The organism is Arthrobacter sp. SPG23, from assembly GCF_000876655.1.
Classification (GTDB): Bacteria; Actinomycetota; Actinomycetes; order Actinomycetales; family Micrococcaceae; genus Arthrobacter.
In genome coordinates, this window is record NZ_JYCN01000015.1 from 59,220 (window position 1) to 77,305 (window position 18,086).

Sequence of the window (18,086 nt, forward strand, 5' to 3'; positions counted from 1 at the left end):
CGCCGTCGTACTTCCCCTGGGCGCCCGTGCGCGCCACCCGACGCTGAAATCCCTCCACTTTCCACCACCGGCCGTTAACCCCGGAATTACGGGGAAGGATTCCTCCAATCCAAGGACGAATCTTCCGTGTCGCGTTGACTGTGGAGCGATGTGGAGTAAAGTGGAGCAGGTAAGAGGGTAGTGGCAGCACAGGGGACGTGCAGCTCCTGACGACAGACAGGCGGGTGGCCATGTTTCTTGGCACTCATTCGCCGCGTTTGGACGAAAAGGGGCGGATCATCCTCCCAGCGAAGTTCCGCGAGGAACTTGCCAGCGGACTGGTACTCACAAGAGGCCAGGAACGCTGCATCTACGTCTTCAGTGAGCGGGAATTCGAACGGATTCACGAGCAAATGCGGGAGGCGCCCATCTCCTCCAAGCAGACTCGTGACTACATCCGGGTTTTTCTCTCTGGAGCCTCGGACGAGGTACCTGACAAGCAGGGGCGCGTGACTATTCCTCCCGCGCTCCGGGCATATGCAGGTCTTGGCAGGGAGCTTGCCGTTATCGGCGCCGGCTCCCGCGCGGAGATCTGGGATGCCCAGGCCTGGAACGAGTACCTGGCTGAGAAGGAAACCTCCTTCTCAGAAACCGACGACGCCATCCCGGGAATCTTCTGAGGCCCGGAGGCGGCAACGGAAGCGCTTCTTGAACGAGATCTCCAGCCGCCCATCCGAACGTTGTCCTGGCTCACTTCCCCGGAGCCAGGCTGACGCCCGGATAGGCGCGGATGGGGATCTGGCTTAAGAAGCGCACCAAGGACCACCGAGGCCCGCAACGGCGAACATAGGCACGAAAGGACGAAGGTATGAGCGATCCCAACCAGCCAAAACCCACGTCCGAACGCCATGTGCCGGTCCTCAAGGACCGGTGCATCAATTTGTTGGCCCCGGGAATCGAAGCGGCCCGCAAGCGGGGCGAGACGCCCGTGGTCATCGACGCAACACTGGGAATGGGCGGCCACTCCGAAGCCCTGCTCCAGCGCTTTCCGGACCTCCACCTGATCGGGATCGACCGCGACGAAGAAGCGCTGGCCCTCGCCGGGGAGCGGCTTAGGCCCTTCGCGGACCGCACCGACCTGGTCCACGCTGTTTACGACGAGATCCCGGACGTTCTCCGGGATCTTGGCGTTACGGAAGTCCACGGGGTCCTCATGGACCTGGGGGTCTCCTCCCTCCAGCTGGACGAACGCGAACGCGGCTTTGCCTACTCCTTTGATGCACCCCTGGACATGCGCATGGACACCGGCCGCGGCCAGACTGCCGCGGACGTGGTGAACAACTACAGCGAAGAGGACCTTGTCCGCATCATCCGCAAGTGGGGTGAGGAGAAGTTCGCCGGCAGGATCGCAAACCGCATCGTGGCTGCACGTGAGTCGAAGCCGTTCACCACCACTGGCGAACTGGTTGACACCATCCGGGCCGTGGTTCCGGCCGGCGCGGCAAAGACCGGGGGGCACCCGGCCAAACGGACCTTCCAGGCCCTGCGGATCGAAGTCAACGAAGAACTTGATGTCCTGGAACGGGCTGTGCCGGCCGCGGTGGACGCACTCGCCATGGGAGGCCGCGTGGTGGTGATGTCCTACCACTCGCTGGAGGACAAGATCGTCAAGAAGGTTTTCCAAGCCGGCTCCAAGTCCTCAGCGCCGTTGGGGTTCCCGGTGGAACTGGAAGAACACAAGCCTGAGCTCAAGACCCTGACCAAGGGCACCGAGGTGCCCACCGCCGATGAAGTCGCCGAAAACCCGCGCGCAGCGTCCGCCCGTTTGCGGGCAGTTGAACGAATCAAAGCCAGGAGGGCCGCATGAGCACCGCCGCTGCTAAGAACTTCCCAGTCGTGTCCGGCACGGCGGCCCGTGCCCTCACGGGGATCAAGCCTTCCGGAGGATCCGAACGGAAACTGCGGACCCCGCTGTCCGTGGTCCGGTCCACTCCGCGCAAGCGCAGGGCACCCTTCGTGGTGCTCTGCTTCGCGCTGCTGGCCGTGGCGCTGATGGCGGTCCTGGTGCTCAATATCTCCGTGTCAACAGCGCAGTACCAGCTGGTGCAGCTCCGCAGTGAGCAGTCCACGCTGACAAAGCAGAACCAGGACCTGACACAGCAGGTCCAGAACTTCGACGCTCCCCAGAACCTGGCTGCCAAGGCCACTGAATTGGGCATGGTGGCTTCCACCGGCAAGGGCCAGATCGATCTGTCCACGTTGACTGTCAGCGGCAGTCCGAAGCCCGCAGTGAAGGGAGACAAGCCCGGAGCCATCATCGCTGCGCCGGCTGTCGCCGGTCAGCTCACGGTGGTTCCGCCCGCTACTACCAAGGACCCGTTGGCCGCCCGTAAGCCCGCAGAGGCAGCAGCCGCCCCTGCGGCAGCAGCTCCCGCCCCTGCCGCTGCGGCCCCGGCAGCTGCCCCGAAGCCGGGTGTTGATCTCCACGGCGGATCCGTGCCGGCGCCGAAGCAAAAAACGCCGGGACAGTAACTGACAGGACTGACCACCCAGTACGCAAGCAGCAAGGACTCACCGTGGCGAAGAGCACCGGCAAGAAAACAACCGCAAAAGTGCCCAACGCCACCAGACGGCTCCGCCTCGGCCTGGGCATGATGCTGGCGTTGCTGCTTGTTGTCGGCGGCAAGCTGTTCATGGTCCAAGGGCTGGATATCGGCGGAATGGCCGAGGCCGCACTGAACAACCGCCTCACCCCGATTGAGCTCCCTGCCGAGCGCGGCAGCATCCTGGACGCCAACGGAACAGTCCTCGCCAACAGTGTCATCCGCTACAACGTGGTGGTGGATCAGCGCGTCAACACCAAGACCGAGTCATTCAAGCGCCTGGACACCGTCGGCGGGAAGGACGAGCTCGTCACCGTGTCCAGGGACAAAGGCATCCAGGAGTTGGCTGCGGTGCTGGGGCAGGACCCGGCAGACGTCAAGGACGCACTGACGGGGGAGAAGCCCTACTACATCGTGGCGAAGGACCTTAAGCCCGACATGGAGGACCGGATCTCCAAGCTGCAGATTCCGGGAATCGTCACCGTCGGCACCAGCAAGCGCGTCTACCCCAACGGCGCCGTAGCCGGCGGCATCATCGGGTTCCTGCAGGACGGGACAACCGGCCAGGCGGGGCTGGAGCAGACACAGGATGACGTACTCAAGGGAACGCCCGGCAAGAGGCTCTTCGAGATCGGAGCCGACGGCCTGCGCATCCCGGTTGGCGTGGATGAACTGACGCCCGCCGTCGACGGCAAGGACATCCGCCTCACCCTCAACTCGGACCTGCAGTACTTTGCCCAGCAGGCCATCCAGAACCAGTCGGACAAGCTGAGCGCCGAATGGGGCGTCATCATTGTCCAGGACATCAAGACCGGCAACATCATCGCCATGGCAGACACCAACGCCCCGGACCCCAACGACCCCGGCAAGGTGGCCGCCAAGGACCGCGGCGTTCGTTCCGTGACAGCCGCCTACGAGCCGGGTTCCGTGGAAAAGATGATCACCGCCGCGTCCGTCATCGAAGAAGGCAAGTCCAGCCCGTTGGATCATTTCACCATCCCGCCGTCCCTCGTCGTGGACGGCCAGGTCTTCACGGACTCATTCGACCACGGGACCGAAGAACGGACCCTGGCCGGCATCCTGGGCTGGTCCATGAATACCGGAACTGTCATGGCCGGCCAGCGACTCACCAAGGAACAACGCCACGACTGGCTGCAGAAGTTCGGGATCGGCGAAGCACCCGACATCGGTCTTCCCGCCGAAGCGAGCGGCATCCTCACGCCGGCTGACCAATGGGACGGCCGGCAGGAGTACACCGTGCTGTTCGGTCAGGGCGTTTCGCAATCCACCCTGCAGACCGTCCGCGCCTACCAGTCGATTGCCAACGACGGGGTGATGCTTCAGCCGCGCCTGATCGACAGCTACATCAGCCCGGACGGAACCGAGGAGAAGGTCCCGGCGAAGGAAAGCCGGCAGATCGTGTCAAAGGAAACGGCCAAGCAGGTGCGGGACATCCTGGAGAGCGCAGTGACCGAAGGCCAGATCAAGGATGCGGCCATTGACGGTTACCGCGTCGGCGCCAAGACGGGAACCTCCGAATCACCGTGCGATGACGGTAAATCCGGGTACTGCGGCTACACGGCCTCCATGGTGGGGATGGCGCCGATGGACAATCCGCGGTTTATTGTTGAAGTTGTCCTGCAGCGTCCCAAAGGCAGTATCTATGGAATCACCAATGGTCCGGTGTTCCGCTCCGTGATGAGCCAGACCCTGCGGACATACAATGTCCCGCCATCAACGGGCGAGCCGGTCAGGCTGCCCCAATACGTCAAGTAGCACGTCCACAACATCGTACGCACCACGGGAACGTCCCCTACGCCCGGTGTGATCCACTAGCGCCAACGGAGATCCACTTGTCAGAGCATCATGCCCCAGGCAGTACCGACGCAACGAGCGGCACGGTTCCCGGTTCCGGGTTCCGGCCGACCGCCGTTGCCGCGGTGCCCCTCGGCACCATCGGCGAGTCTGTCGGCGTCGTCGTCCCGGGAGCGTCCAGTTCCGTCCCCGTTACCGGGATTTCACTGAATTCCCGGACAGTCCAGCCGGGTGACCTTTATGTCGCCCTGCCCGGTGCCACGAGGCACGGAGCCGACTTCGTGTCGCAGGCCGTCACGGCAGGTGCCGTTGCGGTACTGACGGACGACGACGGCGCCAGGCTCCTGGCGTTGTCCGCTGACACTCCCGTGCCGGTCCTGGTGGTTGACGAGCCCCGCACCGCTGTGGGCGGGCTCGCGGCGCTGATCTACCAGAGCCGGCCTGAGGGCGGGACGGCGCCCTCGCTGTTCGGTGTCACCGGCACCAACGGCAAGACCACCACCACGTATTTCATCAATGCCCTCCTGCAGGCGCTGGGCCGCAGGACCGGCCTGATCGGTACAATCGAGATCCTCGCCGGCGGCGAGCCCATTCCCAGCCTGCTGACGACACCGGAGTCCACAGACATCCACGCCTTGCTGGCCCTGATGCGCGAACGCGGCCTGGACGCGGCCTCGATGGAGGTTTCCTCGCACGCAGTATCGTTCCACCGGGTGGACGGGGTGCAGTTCGACGTTGCCGGGTTCACCAACCTCACACAGGACCACCTGGACCTGCACGGAACCATGGACGAATATTTCCAGACCAAGGCCCGGCTCTTCACGCCGCTGCACGCCAAATCAGCAGTGGTCACCGTGGACGACGACTGGGGCCGGCGCCTCGCTGCCGGTGCCGGAATCCCGGTCACCACCCTGGCAACCGCCCAGGGGTTCGACCCCGCCGCCTCAGCGGCCGACTGGGCCGTCATGGACCTTGCCGCCCGGGGGCTCGGCACCCAGTTCCGGCTGCGGCACCGTGACGGCACGGAGCTCCGTGTGCACACGGGCCTGCCGGGCAGCTTCAACGTTTCCAACGCCGCCCTCGCGACCGTCATGGTCCTGGCCAGCGGGGTTGACCCGGCAGCGGTGCAGTCTGCCCTCGACTCGGCCGATCCGTTCACCGTTGCGGTCCCCGGCCGCATGCAGCTGGTCTCCACAGCGCCGGCCGCCGTCGTCGACTTTGCCCACAACCCGGATGCCCTGCAGCGTGCGCTGGAGGCTGTGCGCTCCACCGAACCCGGCTCAAGGGTGATCGTGGTCTTCGGGGCCACGGGGCAGCGGGACCAGGGCAAGCGCCCGGCCATGGGGGCCATCGCCGCAAGGCTTGCGGACGTGGTGATCATCAGCGATGACGATCCCCATGACGAGGACGCTGCGGCTATCCGCGCGGACGTCCTGGCAGGGGCACGTGAGGCCAAGGAATCCGGTGGCCTCGGCTGCACGATTCTGGAATCCTACCCGCGCGACGCGGCGATCCGGCAGGCTGTCGACATGGCACAGCCCCGGGACACTATCCTCGTGGCCGGACGAGGCCACGAGGTCTGGCAGGAAGTCCAAGGCGTCAACCTGGCGCTCGACGACAGGGTGGAGCTCCGTGAGGCCTTGACAGCCCGCGGATTCACCGTTCTGGATGACGAGCGGATAGAGTCCTAGACCGAGATGATTGCATTTACTGCGGCGGAAATTGCCGAAATTACAGCCGGCCGCCTTGCCGCCGATCCAACCCTTACGCCTTCGGCAGTGGTCACCGATTCCCGGGAAGCAACGGAGGGTTCCCTCTATGTAGCCAAGCCCGGTGAGGCCGCTGACGGCCACGACTTCATCGGCGCAGCTTTCGAACGCGGCGCCGTCCTCGCGCTGGTGGAACGGAACGTTGCCGACGACGCCGGCAGTCCGTATCCCTCCATCGTGGTGCAGGATGCGGTCCTTGCCATGGGAGCACTGGCCGCCGAAGCCGTGCGCCGGATCCGTGCCCGCCGCGAGGCAGAGGGTTCGGGATTCACCGTCATCGGCATTACAGGTTCCGCCGGGAAGACCACCACCAAGGACCTCCTCGCCGGAATCCTCTCCGCCGAAGGCAACACCGTGTCCCCCCAAGGCTCCTACAACGGCGAGGTGGGCGTTCCGCTCACCGTCTTCCGGGCCGGGTTCGACACCCGCTACCTGGTGATCGAGATGGGCGCCACCGGGATTGGCCACATCCGCTATCTCGCGGACATGGTCAAGCCCTCGATCGGAGTGGTCCTGGGTATCGGAACAGCCCATGCCGGTGAATTCGGCGGCGTGGACAACATCGCCGTAGCCAAGGGCGAACTGCTTGAAGCCCTTCCGGACAGCGGAACCGCTGTGATCAACCTGGATGACGGCCGTGTAGCCGCGATGAGGAGCAGGACCACCGCGAACGTCCTGGGCTTCTCGGCGCAGTCGGCCGACGACGTCCCGGGTGCCGACCTGCGTGCCGTCAACGTCGAGACCAACCCGGCCGGAAATCCCGAGTTCGAACTCTTCTTTCCCGGCGAAGCCGCCGGGCACCAGGTACGCAGCCGCCTCATCGGCGCCCACCACGTGACCAACCTCCTGGCGGCGGCCGGAGCGGCCTACGCTGCCGGCGTCACGGGCGAGCGGATTGCCGCCTCCCTTAGCGCGCAGACCGCCGCCAGCCGGTGGCGGATGGAACGCACCGAGCGGCCCGACGGCGTGACCATCATCAATGATGCTTACAACGCCAACCCCGAATCCATGCGTGCAGCCCTGCGGACGCTGGCAGACCTCGGCCGCGGACGCCGCACCTGGGCCGTTCTGGGCGCCATGCTGGAACTGGGCGACGAGTCCATTCGAGAGCACATGGCAGTGGGCACGCAGGTGGTGCGACTCAACATTTCCCGCCTGGTGGTGGTTGGCCGCGAGGCACGTTCGCTCTATGTCTCCGCCGTCAACGAAGGCTCCTGGGGTGACGAATGCGTCTTCACCGAGTCAGCTGACGAGGCCTACGATCTGCTCCAACGCGAACTCGAACCAGGCGATCTTGTCCTCTTTAAATCCTCCAACAGCGTGGGTCTGAGGCATCTGGGCGATCGGATAGCATTACCCCCACAAGCCCGAGCAACCGCCAATGAAGGGAGCGAGTCGCTGTGATTGCACTGCTCATCGGCGCTGGCCTGGCCCTGCTGTTTGCATTGGTGGGAACCCCGCTGTTCATCCGTCTGCTGGTACGGAAGAGCTACGGCCAGTTCATCCGCGACGACGGTCCCACCTCGCACCACACAAAACGCGGCACCCCGACCATGGGCGGCACTGTCGTGGTCTTCGCAGTCCTGCTGAGCTACGCGCTGACGCACCTCATCATGTGGATGATGAATCCCAGGTCACCCGGGCCGTCGGCCTCCGCGCTCCTGCTCCTGTTCCTGATGGTGGGGATGGGCCTGGTGGGGTTCCTGGACGACTTCATCAAGATATCCAAGCAGCGCAGCCTTGGCCTGAACGCCAAAGCCAAGCTGGTACTGCAGGGCGCCGTCGGCATCATCTTCGCCATCCTGGCCTTGAACTTTCCCAATGCCGACGGCGTCACGCCAGCATCCACCCAGATCTCCCTGGTGCGGGACATCCCGTGGCTGAACCTCGCTTTCGGCGGAACTGTCCTGGGCGCCATTCTCTTCGTTTTGTGGTCCAACCTGATCGTGACGGCAGCCACCAATGGCGTTAACCTCACGGACGGCCTGGACGGGCTCGCGGCCGGGGCATCCGTGATGGTGTTCGGCGCCTACACACTGATGGGTATCTGGCAGAGCAACCAGGCGTGCGGCTCACCGCGCCAGGCCGGCGGCGGCTGCTACTCCGTCCGCGACCCGCTGGATCTGGCGCTGCTCGCCGCGATCCTGAGCGCGGCGCTGGTCGGCTTCCTGTGGTGGAACACTTCCCCGGCGAAGATCTTCATGGGCGACACCGGCTCGCTGGCCATCGGCGGAGCCGTCGCAGGCTTCGCCATCCTGTCCCGGACCGAGCTGCTGCTCGCCTTCATCGGCGGCCTCTTCGTCCTGATCACCCTCTCGGTGATCATCCAGGTGGGCTACTTCAAGGTCACCAAGGGCAAGCGCTTCTTCAAAATGGCACCGCTCCAGCACCACTTTGAACTCAAGGGCTGGGCGGAAGTCACCGTGGTGGTCCGGTTCTGGATCCTCGGCGGCCTCTTCGTCGCCGCGGGTCTGGGTATCTTCTACGCAGAATGGGTGGTCCTGCTGTGAGCAGCCCTATACCTTCGCCGCTGGCGACGTCCCCCCGGCTCGAGAACCTGGTCACCTGGGACTCGGATTGGGCAGGCCTCAGGGTGGTCGTGACGGGAATCGGCGTGTCCGGCTTCGCCGCCGCAGATACCCTGATCGAGCTCGGTGCCCGGGTTGTAGTGGTGGATGCCGCCACCAGCGCAAAGGCCCGTGCCCAGGCGGAAACCCTGAAAATCGTGGGTGCCGTAGACGTCCTCCTCGGCGAGGACGCCGTGCACTCCATGCCGAAGATCGACGGCCAGAAGCCGGATTTAATTGTGACTTCGCCCGGGTGGCGCCCGGATCAGGCCCTGCTCGCATTGGCTGCACGGACGCACGTCCCGGTCTGGGGCGATGTTGAGCTTGCCTGGCGGGTGCGCGAGCGGGCGGGCCGAAAGACCGCGGACTGGCTGACCATCACCGGAACGAACGGGAAGACCACCACGGTGGGCCTCACCGAGTCCATGCTGCAGGCCGCCGGGCTCAAAGCCATTGCCGTCGGCAACGTCGGAACACCCATCCTTGACGCCCTCCGGGATCCGGTGGAGTACGACGTCCTTGCCGTGGAGCTGTCAAGCTTCCAGTTGCACTGGAGCCACTCCGTCTCGCCGGTGGCAAGTGTCTGCCTCAACGTCGCCGAGGACCACGTGGACTGGCATGGATCCTACGCTTCGTACCTGGCCGACAAGGCGAAGGTCTATGAGCAGACGCAAAAGGCCTGTATTTACAACGCCGAGCAGATCGAAACCGAACGCATGGTGGAGAATGCGGACGTGGTGGAAGGGTGCCGCGCCGTAGGCTTCACCACCGTGACGCCGGCCATCAGCATGCTTGGTGTGGTGGAGGGCCTCCTGGTTGACCGTGCCTTCATCCCCGAACGCAAGGACAGCGCGGCCGAGCTTGCGGCCATGGCGGACCTCGGTCCGGTGGCCCCGCGCCACATGGTGGCCAATGCACTGGCAGCCGCAGCACTGGTCCGGGCGTACGGCGTGGAACCGAAGGCGGTGCGCCAAGGACTGAAGAGCTACATCCCGGGAGAACACCGCATCCAGCTTGTTGCCCGCCACAATGATGTGCTGTGGATCAACGACTCAAAAGCCACAAACCCGCACGCCGCGGCAGCGTCGCTGTCCGCGTTCAGCAACGTCATCTGGATTGCCGGCGGGCTCTCCAAAGGCGTGAGCTACGACGAACTGGTTCAGGAACAGGCGCCGCGACTGAAGGCCGTAGTCCTGATCGGAGCGGATACGACCGCGCTCTCGGATGCCCTCAAGCGACACGCGCCCGATGTCCCCGTGATCGGGCGAACGAAAGGCGAAACTGAAGACGTGCAGTCTGCCGAAACGGGCGATGCCGGCACGGTGCCCTCGCCGATTTACGGGGAAACTGTGATGGCCCAGGCCGTTGCCGCAGCGGCACAGCTGGCTTCTCCGGGAGACACTGTGCTCATGGCCCCGGCGGCTGCTTCCATGGATCAGTTCTCTTCCTACGCTCACCGTGGCGACGCCTTCATTGAAGCTGTCCGCGGGCTCGTGGAAGGGCAGGCTCAGACCGGCGAGGAGTAACAATGGTCAGCACGCCCACCCGTGCCCCGGCTGCCAGGCAGCGGGGCGCAACCCCGCTCCCGCCCACCCCGCGGACGGGAAAAGCGGCAGGTTCCTCGCGGACGTCGCCAACGGCCCAGGCACGGGGGAGCGCAGGGAAAGGCCATGTACCGCCGCTGGCCAGGCTCCGCGGCTGGTACCGGAGCTTCTGGGCGAAGCTGGAAGGAACCGGCAAGTCACGCAACGGTTCCACGTACTACCTGATCCTGGGTTCCACCCTCGCGCTCACGGCCATCGGCATCATGATGGTGCTCTCAGCATCCAGCGTCGAAGCCATTGCCGCGGGAGAGTCGCCGTACACGGCAGCACTCAAACAGGGCATGTTCGCCGCAATCGGCGTCTTCCTGATGTTCGTGCTGTCGCGTGTCAATGTTGTGTGGCTCAAGCGCCTGGCCTGGCCGGGGATCGCAGGGGCCTATGTGCTCCTGGTCCTCGTGCTGCTGATCGGTACCAGTACCAACGGCAACCAGAACTGGATTGAATTCGGCGGCATCACTTTCCAGCCCTCAGAAGCGGCCAAGCTCGCCCTGGCACTGTGGATGGCCACCGTGCTGGCGGTCAAAGCCAAACTGCTCCACCGCTGGCAGCACGTTGTGGTTCCCGTCCTTCCTGCCGCCGCCGGCATCATCGGGCTGGTCCTGGCAGGGAACGACCTCGGCACAGGCATGATCATCATGATGATCATGGCCGCCGCACTCTTCTTCGCCGGGGTCCCGCTCCACATGTTCGGTATTGCGGCAATGGTTGCCGTGGCCGGCGCCGGGTTCATGGCTGTGACGAGCTCCAACCGGATGTGCCGCATCACCTCGTGGTGGACCGGAAACTCCTGCGGCGAAGGCATTGACGCCAACTACCAGTCAACCAACGGCTTGTACGGCCTCGCCTCCGGTGGTTGGCTGGGGGTCGGACTGGGCCAAAGCCGGCAGAAGTACAGCTGGATCCCGGAAGCCCACAACGACTTCATCTTCGCGATCATCGGCGAGGAACTCGGCCTGGTGGGCACCGTCGTCGTGCTCGTCCTCTTTGCCATCCTGGGTGCGGCGATCTACCGCGTGGTGGTGGCGCAGGAGGACCTGTTCCACCGTGTCCTTGCAGGGACCATCATGGTGTGGCTGCTGGGCCAGGCCACCGTCAACATGTCCGTGGTCACCGGACTCGTGCCGGTCATCGGGGTGCCGCTGCCGTTCATTTCCTATGGCGGTTCGGCCCTGCTGATGTCGCTGTGCGCCGTCGGCGTAGTGTTGTCGTTGGCCCGGGAACAGATGGCGCCAAGCGCTCAGCCCAAGCGTCTGCTCAAGTTCCGCATCAAGGGCGGGCGCCCCCACCCCACACGAAAGCGTAAATAGCACTTAATGAATGCCGAGTCTTTGTCAGTAGTCCTTGCCGGCGGCGGAACGGCCGGGCACATCAGTCCGCTGCTGGCCATCGCGGCCGCGTTGCGGGACGTGAGTCCGGACGTTCGCCTCCTGGCTGTGGGCACGCCCAGCGGAATGGAAACCAGGCTGGTCCCCGCGGCCGGACTCGAGCTGGCCACCATAAGCCGCGTGCCGTTTCCCCGGCGGCCGTCCCTCGACCTGCTGAGACTGCCGGGACGGCTTGCCGGTGCGGTACGGCAGGCCGGGAAAATCCTCGATGACGCTCGGGCGGACGTGCTGGTCGGGGTCGGCGGCTACGTCTGCACCCCGTTGTACCTTGCCGCCCGGCGCCGGAAAATCCCCATCGTCATCCACGAAGCCAACACGCGGGCTGGTCTGGCCAACAGAGTAGGTGCCCGGTTCAGCAGCCATGTCGGCGTCGCGTTCGCGGACACGAAGCTGCGGGGGGCCCGCCACGTCGGCATGCCTATGCGCAAGGAGGTGTCCGGGCTGGATCGTTCCGCCTCCCGTCAGGCGGCACGTGAGCTGCTGGGGCTGGACCTGCATATGCCCACGCTTATTGTCACCGGCGGCTCATCCGGCGCGCAGAGCATCAACCGGACGATTGCGGCCTCGGTCGAGGCACTTGCCAAGGCCGGCATCCAGACCCTCCACATCACCGGGAAGGGCAAAACGGTCCTCGACGGCGGCGGCAGGCCGCTCGCTGCAGACGGCTACCGCCAGGTGGAGTATGTCGACGGGATGGAGAACGTTTACGCGGCCGCCGACCTGCTGTTGGGACGTGCAGGAGCAGCCACGGTCTGCGAAACCGCTGCCGTGGGCGTTCCGGCCGTGTTCGTTCCGCTCCCGATCGGCAATGGTGAACAGGCCCTCAATGCCGCCGGCGCGGTGGCGGCCGGAGGGGCTCTGGTTGTTGACGACGAATCGTTCACGCCGGAGTGGGTCAGCCGTGAAATCATCCCCCTGCTCACAGATCCCGAACGGCTGGCGAAAATGGCAGTAAGCTCCGAATCCCTCGGTATTCGAAACGCAGATCGCCGCATGGCCGATCTGGTCCTGGAAGCGGTAAGCAAATGACCACGTCCACAGCAGGCACGGCGGCGCGGAGCCTGGAATCACTGGGCCGCGTGCACTTCATCGGCATTGGCGGAGTCGGCATGTCCGCGGTGGCACGCATCATGGTGGCCCGCGGCGTCCCGGTGACGGGCTCCGATGCCAAGGACCTTCCGGTCATGGCGGACCTCGCGGCTGCCGGGGCAGGAGTCCACGTGGGTTATTCCGCAGGCAACCTGGGCGCGGCCCAGACTGTGGTGGCCGGCTCCGCCATCCGTGCGGACAATCCGGAACTCCAGGCCGCGCGTGCCGCCGGGCTGCCCGTGCTGCACCGTTCGGAGGCGTTGGCGGCCGCCATGGCGGGCGACAGGGTGGTCACAGTGGCCGGAACCCACGGGAAGTCAACCACAACGTCCATGGTCACAGTGCTGCTGCAAGGTGCCGGCCTGGATCCCACCTTTGCGATCGGTGCCAACGTTCCGGCCCTGGGGGTTAACGCTGCCAGCGGCACGTCGGACATTTTTGTTGCCGAGGCCGACGAATCCGACGGATCGTTCCTCAACTACCGTCCGCACATTGCGGTTGTCACCAACGTGGAACCCGACCACCTTGATTATTACGGCACCGCCGAGGCCGTCTACGAGTCGTTTGACCGCTTCACTGAACTGCTCCCGGCCGACGGCGTTCTGGTGGCCTGCGCCGATGATCCCGGTGCCCGCGCGCTGGCGGAGCGGACCAAGGCCCGGGGCAACACCAGGGTGGTCACCTACGGCACCGCTGAAGATGCGGAGCTGCGGCTGCATGATGGCGGCCCGGGCGACGTCTGGGTGTCGACCGACACGGCACGGTTTGCGCTGGAACTCCAGGTTCCCGGACGCCACAACGCGCTCAACGCTGCGGCGGCATTTGCCGTGGCACTGGAACTAGGCGTCGCGCCCGGAGCGGCGGCCGGCGCCCTGGCCCATTTCACCGGAGCGTCACGACGCTTTGAGTTCAAGGGAGAAGGCCGGGGCGTGCGGGTGTACGACGACTATGCCCACCACCCCACGGAAGTCCGGGCGGCGCTGGCTGCGGCACGTTCCGTGGCAGGCGACCACAAGGTGCACGTTCTTTTCCAGCCGCACCTGTTTTCCCGGACCCGGGAGTTCGCGGCAGAGTTTGCCGAGGCACTCAATACGGCTGACACCGCCCTGGTGCTGGACATCTATCCCGCCCGGGAGGATCCCATTCCCGGGGTCAGCAGCCAGCTGATCGGAGACCGCCTCGCCGGTGGCGGCCGGCTGGTGGCGGCGGACGACGCAGTCCGGGCCGTTGTGGCCAACGCGGCTGCGGGGGACATTGTGCTCACCGCCGGTGCGGGCGACGTGACGGCCTACGGCCCCCTGATTGTGGAGGCACTGCGGGCGGAGGCGCCGGGTGGCTAGCACGCGCCGGCCAACCTACAAGACCGGGGCGCCGGCCTCCCAGGGGAAGGGCGAGCCGGGGAAGGCCCAGCCGGGGAACGGCAGCGGGGACGTTATATCCGCCTCGAAGGCCGCTCCCGCGGCCGACGGCGCACCCCGTCCCGCAGCCGCTACCGACAACGTGCTGTCCTTCCCGGAACCCAAGGGCAAGCGGATCCGGCGCAACATCATCCTGGCCGCGGGTACCGTAGCGGCACTCGTGGCCGGCCTGCTGGCGGCAGCCGTCTACTCGCCGGTGTTCGCAGTTCAGACCGTGTCGGTGGACGGCACCAAGATGCTGACGCCCGAGCAGGTCAAGGCCGCACTCGAGCCATTGCGCGGCAGGCCGCTGCCGCAGGTGAATGACGACGAGGTGAAACAGCTGCTGCAGCCGCTGGTCCAGGTCAGGGACGTGACGACGGACGCGCGTCCGCCGTCGGTGCTGGTAGTGCACATCCATGAACGCACGCCCGTCGCCCTGGTCAAGCAGGGGGAAGTCTTCCAGCTGGTCGACGTCGACGGGGTGCAGCTTGGGACCACCCAGGATCCCGGCAGCATCCAGCTGCCGGTGATCGACGGCGGGGCGGGAGTGATCGGCAAAGATCTCTTCAAAGCCATCACCGGAGTGCTGGCCGCGCTGCCTGCCGACGTCCTCGCCAGGCTCTCCGATGCCTCGGCGAAGTCCGTTGACGCCGTCGAACTCAAACTCGTGGACGGACAGACAATTGTCTGGGGCAACGCGGGGGAGAGGGAACTCAAAGCCAAGGTGCTGGCGGCCCTGCTCAAGGCGCCCGCCGACCCCCGGAACCCCGTCCAGGTCTACGATGTCAGCGTGCCGCGGCATCCCGTGACACGATAGTGGACGACGTCCCGGGGCAAGCGCCGGGACAGGCATTCAACCCCGCTGTGGAACCAGTGGACCGGCGGCCGTGGCGTCAGGAGATTTCCGCTCTATTTAGCGGGTATTCCCACGACACGCGGAGCAGGTCATTGAATGTCTCAGGCATAGGAAATAGCGTCACAACATGAGTTACTTGACATAACTATAACCCTCAAGTCGAAGGTTAAGGTTAGAGGATTCAAGTAAGACTCCATCAGTTTTCGCAATAGGACACGAACAAGGGACACGTAACGTGGCAGCTCCGCAGAATTACTTGGCCGTCATCAAGGTCGTCGGCATCGGCGGCGGTGGCGTGAACGCAGTCAACCGCATGATCGAAGTCGGTCTCCGCGGTGTCGAATTCATCGCAATTAACACCGATGCCCAGGCTCTGCTCATGAGCGACGCCGACGTCAAACTTGACGTGGGCCGCGAGCTGACGCGTGGACTTGGCGCCGGCGCAAACCCGGAGGTCGGCAAGCAGGCGGCCGAGGACCACGCCGACGAGATCGAAGAGGTCATCCGGGGCGCAGACATGGTCTTCGTCACCGCCGGCGAAGGCGGCGGCACCGGTACTGGCGGCGCCCCCGTGGTTGCCCGCATCGCACGTTCGCTCGGCGCCCTCACCATCGGTGTTGTCACCCGCCCGTTCACCTTTGAGGGCCGGCGCCGCGCAGGGTCCGCCGAGGCGGGCATTGACGCCCTCCGCGACGAAGTGGACACCCTGATCGTGATCCCCAATGACCGGCTGCTGTCCATCAGTGACCGCAATGTCTCCGTCCTGGACGCCTTCCGCTCCGCCGACCAGGTCCTGCTGTCCGGTGTCCAGGGCATCACCGACCTGATCACCACCCCGGGCCTGATCAACCTTGACTTCGCGGACGTCAAGTCCGTGATGCAGGGTGCCGGTTCCGCCCTCATGGGCATCGGCTCGGCCCGTGGAGAGGACCGCGCCGTCAAGGCTGCGGAACTGGCCATCGCATCCCCCCTCCTGGAAGCATCCATCGACGGCGCCCACGGCGTCCTGCTGTCCATCCAGGGCGGCTCGGACCTGGGGCTCTTCGAGATCAACGAGGCCGCCCGCCTGGTCCAGGAAGTTGCCCACCCGGAGGCCAACATCATCTTCGGTGCCGTCATCGACGACGCCCTGGGCGACGAGGCCCGTGTGACGGTCATCGCAGCAGGCTTCGACGACGTCAAAGCCACCTCGCCTTCGATGGACCAGTCGCAGCCGCAGGCCGCCCCCCAGCGTCCGGCTGCGCCCACCTCGGCTCCTGCCGCGGCGCAGGCGCCGGCACAGCACGTCCAGCCGGTCCACGCCGGCATCGGCGCTTCGGGCCTGAGCAACTGGGGCCAGCAGCGTCCCTCGGCGGTCCCCGCCGACTCGGGCTTCGACGTCGACCTTCCCTCGGTTGTGGAGCCGGACCTGTCCGGCAGCCGCTCGGACGACCTGGATGTCCCCGACTTCCTGAAGTAGGCCTTGCGGGACGTTTTGTCAGCTAGTCAGTTAGCGGTGTTTTGATTGTTTTGGTGGCGAACCGAAGTCCGGCCCGGCGTCTGGGTTGCATTTACTGACGCCAGGGCCGGCAACCTCGCCCTCTATGTGGGAGACGACCCCGCCGACGTTCATCGCCGGCGCGAATCCCTTGAGGCTGAAGTGGGGCTGCCGGCAGGCGCCTTCCAGTACATGAACCAGGTTCACGGCAATGCCGTGGCCTATATCGGCGATGCGGCGGACGGCCCGGAACCCGGCGGCCCCACTGCCGACGGGATGGTGTCCTCAGGGCGGCCGCTAGCCGTGATGGTGGCGGACTGCGTCCCGGTGGTCCTCGCCGGAACGGCAGCAGGAGGAAATCCGATCCTGGCTGTTGCCCACGCAGGACGCCCGGGAGTCGCCAGCGGCGTCATCCCCGAAACCCTGGCGCGCATGCGCGCCGCGGGGGCTGAGGACATCCGGGCCTGGATCGGTCCTTCGATCTGCGGATCCTGCTACGAAGTGCCCGAAAGCATGCGGGCCGAGGTTGCGGAAGCCGTACCTGCGACCTGGTCAACAACGTCCTGGGGCACCCCCGGCCTGGACCTTCCTGCCGGAGCGCGCAGCCAGCTTGAAGCACATTGCGTCACCGTGGAGTATTCCGGACCCTGCACCCTTGAAAATGAAGATTTGTTCTCCTACCGCGGCGACCCGGCCACGGGCCGGTTCGCCGGGTTGGTGTGGATCAGTGAGTGAGACCCTTGACGTGACGGCCCCGGACGACCCCCGCCTGATCGACATCAAGGAGCGCCTTGCCGCGGTCCGGCGCAGGATCGCGGCCGCCACGGAAGCTGCAGGCCGCCCGGACAACCCGCCGGAGCTCATAGTTGTCACCAAGTTCCACCCCGCCGACGACGTGCGCAGGCTGGCAGCGCTGGGTGTAACGGATGTGGGGGAGAACCGGGACCAGGAGGCGTCGGAGAAGGCCGCCGGGCTCAGCGATCTGGGACTCCGGTGGCACTTCGTCGGTCAGCTGCAGAGCAACAAGGCCAAGTCCGTCGTCCGGTATGCCCACGCCATACACTCCGTGGACCGGCCGCAACTGGCAGCAGCATTGGCCAAGTCCATTGCCGCGGAGCAGGAGCGGACCGGCAGGGCCCCGCTTGAGTGCTTTATCCAAGTGAGCCTGGACGAGGACGCCGGAAGCCCCCGGGGCGGCGCAAGCAGGCTCGAGGTTCCCGCGCTGGCGGACCAGTTGGCGGGATCACCCGGGCTTGTACTTGCCGGCGTCATGGCTGTGGCTCCCCTCGGTTCGGATCCTGACGCGGCCTTCGCCAAACTGGCGGAGATATCAGCGCAGCTGGTCAAGGACCACCCTTCGGCGTCGGGGATTTCGGCCGGCATGAGCCAGGATCTTGAATCCGCCATCAGGGCGGGTGCGACACACCTGCGAATAGGGTCGGATATATTGGGTTCGCGTCCTGCGTTGGGGTAGCGTCAAAGCATTGGAAGAGAATGGCGGGGATTCCAATGCTGTCAAGTCAACTCAGCGGCCCGCTTACG

The 18,086-nt window shown here is 65.6% G+C and carries 15 protein-coding genes; all 15 read left to right on the plus strand.

What is annotated here, in order from left to right; translation table 11 throughout:
• The first annotated feature begins 230 nt into the window (after positions 1-230).
• The 15 genes from mraZ (at position 231) to TV39_RS08090 (ending at position 18,018) form a co-directional block, all read left to right on the plus strand.
• Positions 231-659: a division/cell wall cluster transcriptional repressor MraZ gene (gene mraZ / locus TV39_RS08020; protein ID WP_028271726.1), complete on the plus strand. Its 429-nt coding sequence runs from the start codon at positions 231-233 to the stop codon at positions 657-659.
• Positions 660-847: 188 nt separating this feature from the next.
• Positions 848-1,846 carry a 16S rRNA (cytosine(1402)-N(4))-methyltransferase RsmH gene (gene rsmH / locus TV39_RS08025; protein ID WP_043480432.1) on the plus strand — a complete coding sequence of 333 codons (999 nt, stop codon included), beginning with the start codon at positions 848-850 and terminating at the stop codon, positions 1,844-1,846.
• Positions 1,843-2,511, plus strand: coding sequence for a hypothetical protein (locus TV39_RS08030; RefSeq protein ID WP_043480435.1), 669 nt, complete (start codon positions 1,843-1,845; stop codon positions 2,509-2,511). Before rsmH ends, TV39_RS08030 begins: the two co-directional genes overlap by 4 nt.
• Before the next feature lie 44 nt (positions 2,512-2,555).
• Positions 2,556-4,358, plus strand: coding sequence for a peptidoglycan D,D-transpeptidase FtsI family protein (locus TV39_RS08035; protein ID WP_043480438.1), 1,803 nt, complete (start codon positions 2,556-2,558; stop codon positions 4,356-4,358).
• Between the two features lie 77 nt (positions 4,359-4,435).
• Positions 4,436-6,088: a UDP-N-acetylmuramoyl-L-alanyl-D-glutamate--2,6-diaminopimelate ligase gene (locus TV39_RS08040; protein ID WP_043480442.1), complete on the plus strand. Its 1,653-nt coding sequence runs from the start codon at positions 4,436-4,438 to the stop codon at positions 6,086-6,088.
• Positions 6,089-6,094: 6 nt separating this feature from the next.
• Positions 6,095-7,570 carry a UDP-N-acetylmuramoyl-tripeptide--D-alanyl-D-alanine ligase gene (locus tag TV39_RS08045; RefSeq protein WP_043480446.1) on the plus strand — a complete coding sequence of 492 codons (1,476 nt, stop codon included), beginning with the start codon at positions 6,095-6,097 and terminating at the stop codon, positions 7,568-7,570.
• A complete protein-coding gene (gene mraY, locus TV39_RS08050) occupies positions 7,567-8,676 on the plus strand; it encodes a phospho-N-acetylmuramoyl-pentapeptide-transferase (RefSeq protein WP_043480449.1) in 1,110 nt (369 codons plus the stop codon). The genes TV39_RS08045 and mraY overlap by 4 nt, the downstream gene beginning before the upstream one ends.
• Entirely contained in the window at positions 8,658-10,259 is a 1,602-nt protein-coding gene (gene murD, locus TV39_RS08055; protein ID WP_043480452.1) for a UDP-N-acetylmuramoyl-L-alanine--D-glutamate ligase, read from the plus strand. The genes mraY and murD overlap by 19 nt, the downstream gene beginning before the upstream one ends.
• A 2-nt stretch (positions 10,260-10,261) precedes the next feature.
• A complete protein-coding gene (gene ftsW, locus TV39_RS08060; RefSeq protein WP_043480454.1) occupies positions 10,262-11,644 on the plus strand; it encodes a putative lipid II flippase FtsW in 1,383 nt (460 codons plus the stop codon).
• A 6-nt stretch (positions 11,645-11,650) separates the two neighbouring features.
• Positions 11,651-12,751, plus strand: a complete 1,101-nt coding sequence (gene murG / locus TV39_RS08065) for an undecaprenyldiphospho-muramoylpentapeptide beta-N-acetylglucosaminyltransferase (protein ID WP_043480456.1) — start codon at positions 11,651-11,653, stop codon at positions 12,749-12,751.
• Positions 12,748-14,151 (plus strand): UDP-N-acetylmuramate--L-alanine ligase, encoded by a 1,404-nt coding sequence (murC, locus tag TV39_RS08070; protein WP_043480458.1) that lies wholly within the window; start codon positions 12,748-12,750, stop codon positions 14,149-14,151. The genes murG and murC overlap by 4 nt, the downstream gene beginning before the upstream one ends.
• A complete protein-coding gene (locus tag TV39_RS08075; RefSeq protein ID WP_043480460.1) occupies positions 14,144-15,028 on the plus strand; it encodes an FtsQ-type POTRA domain-containing protein in 885 nt (294 codons plus the stop codon). Before murC ends, TV39_RS08075 begins: the two co-directional genes overlap by 8 nt.
• A 274-nt stretch (positions 15,029-15,302) precedes the next feature.
• Positions 15,303-16,526, plus strand: coding sequence for a cell division protein FtsZ (ftsZ, locus tag TV39_RS08080; RefSeq protein WP_043480462.1), 1,224 nt, complete (start codon positions 15,303-15,305; stop codon positions 16,524-16,526).
• Between the two features lie 45 nt (positions 16,527-16,571).
• Positions 16,572-17,279: a polyphenol oxidase family protein gene (locus TV39_RS08085; RefSeq protein ID WP_043480464.1), complete on the plus strand. Its 708-nt coding sequence runs from the start codon at positions 16,572-16,574 to the stop codon at positions 17,277-17,279.
• Positions 17,272-18,018, plus strand: coding sequence for a YggS family pyridoxal phosphate-dependent enzyme (locus TV39_RS08090; RefSeq protein WP_043480467.1), 747 nt, complete (start codon positions 17,272-17,274; stop codon positions 18,016-18,018). The genes TV39_RS08085 and TV39_RS08090 overlap by 8 nt, the downstream gene beginning before the upstream one ends.
• The last annotated feature ends 68 nt before the right edge of the window (positions 18,019-18,086 follow it).

Excerpts from the sequence above, each read along its gene's own strand:
- murD (WP_043480452.1), top strand. The coding sequence starts at position 8,658 with ATGGGTGGTCCTGCTGTGAGCAGCCCTATACCTTCGCCGCTGGCGACG.
- TV39_RS08045 (WP_043480446.1), top strand. The coding sequence starts at position 6,095 with ATGATTGCATTTACTGCGGCGGAAATTGCCGAAATTACAGCCGGCCGC.
- ftsW (WP_043480454.1), top strand. The coding sequence starts at position 10,262 with ATGGTCAGCACGCCCACCCGTGCCCCGGCTGCCAGGCAGCGGGGCGCA.
- TV39_RS08030 (WP_043480435.1), top strand. The coding sequence starts at position 1,843 with ATGAGCACCGCCGCTGCTAAGAACTTCCCAGTCGTGTCCGGCACGGCG.
- murC (WP_043480458.1), top strand. The coding sequence starts at position 12,748 with ATGACCACGTCCACAGCAGGCACGGCGGCGCGGAGCCTGGAATCACTG.
- murG (WP_043480456.1), top strand. The coding sequence starts at position 11,651 with ATGAATGCCGAGTCTTTGTCAGTAGTCCTTGCCGGCGGCGGAACGGCC.
- rsmH (WP_043480432.1), top strand. The coding sequence starts at position 848 with ATGAGCGATCCCAACCAGCCAAAACCCACGTCCGAACGCCATGTGCCG.
- mraZ (WP_028271726.1), top strand. The coding sequence starts at position 231 with ATGTTTCTTGGCACTCATTCGCCGCGTTTGGACGAAAAGGGGCGGATC.